This window comes from Teichococcus vastitatis, from assembly GCF_003604215.1.
Taxonomy (GTDB): Bacteria; Pseudomonadota; Alphaproteobacteria; order Acetobacterales; family Acetobacteraceae; genus Pseudoroseomonas; species Pseudoroseomonas vastitatis.
Window position 1 is genome coordinate 1 of the sequence record NZ_QXGS01000161.1, and the last position, 1,197, is coordinate 1,197.

The 1,197-nt window shown below is 58.6% G+C and carries 1 protein-coding gene; it reads right to left on the bottom strand.

Annotated elements, in window-relative coordinates; translation table 11 throughout:
* Window positions 1-468: hypothetical protein (locus D2K64_RS23665; protein ID WP_202910819.1), on the bottom strand; the 468-nt coding region annotated here is incomplete at its 3' end.
* Between the last annotated feature and the right edge of the window lie 729 nt (window positions 469-1,197).

Genomic DNA, 1,197 nt, shown 5'->3' on the forward strand with positions numbered 1-1,197 from the left:
CCCTCGGGCCACCTCAGGCACCAACCCCTTCTTGCTGATGAGATACTCTTCGATCGTCCCCTCGGGATGGGTCTTACACCACTCCTCATAGGGCGCAGCAGCGATCACCGTAGCATCAGTCAGGTGATTGTAGGTGGTGTGGATGAACCCCTTCCACATCAGTTCCCGGAGCCGGCCCAAGACTGGCCAGAAGTCTTGGCCCGTATCGCTGTCCAGCACCAGCACGCCGATCTGGGTGGCAGTGTTCTTGGTCCGCTGCAAGCCCGAGAACACGGCTGGGGTGTAGCAGGGTCCATCTTTAAGGCCCACGTCAGCTTGGGAGAACTTTGCCAGAAGATCAGCCCAGACCGCCTCCCATTGCTGGTCCCAGTCTGACTGAGCTCGATGATCCCCGAGCGTCAGCGTGAGAGGGGGAGGATTCAGCGAGCGGTACTCAGAGGCGATCACGCGCTTCGGCAGCTTTAACATGGTTGATACCCGCACTAGGGAGCGTGACTTTTCGCCACTTGACCTACCCATGGTATGGCAGCGCGAATCACTATCGCAATTTCTAGTTTTGATTGTATTATTTATAATAATTCTACTTACGGTTTATAGTATTTTCCTGGTCCGTGTAGGGCAGTCCTGGCAGCCAGTATGAGCGATCCAGTTCCGCCCTGCTTCCTCCAGCCGAACTCAGGAAAGATCACATCATGGCGGCCAAAGAGGACAGAATAACCTCGGAGTTGAGAAACCCTCTTCAATAGCCAATAATTTTGCCAGATCAGCAAGAACAGGTTGTAAAACCTGCAGTTTCATGCGGCGTCGTGCTGTAGGGCGCGGTGCTGATCCAGGGCCTGACTAATGCGACAGACCCTGGAGGGTCCGTGCTGGATCACGGACGGTCGGCAGACCCCGCCAGTAGATCCCGGCACAGTGACCAAGCGACGAAGTCGTCATCCTGCGGCAGGGCTATGCCGTTCTGGCGCAAGCCGACCTGGAACACCAGCACTCCGGCGCTGGCCCGATACCTAATCAGCCCGGCACCCTGCTCAGCGTGCGGCTGCAGCCAGAAGCTCTGGCAAGCTGGATGCCTGGATCGCTCAGCAACCCCCGCCGTTTCCCTCACGGCCGGAAGCGGTGCGGCGGCTGATGGAGATCGGCCTGGCGCAGGATGAAGGGGCCGGCCGAGATGGGGGTGAGCACCGCTCGCCAGAA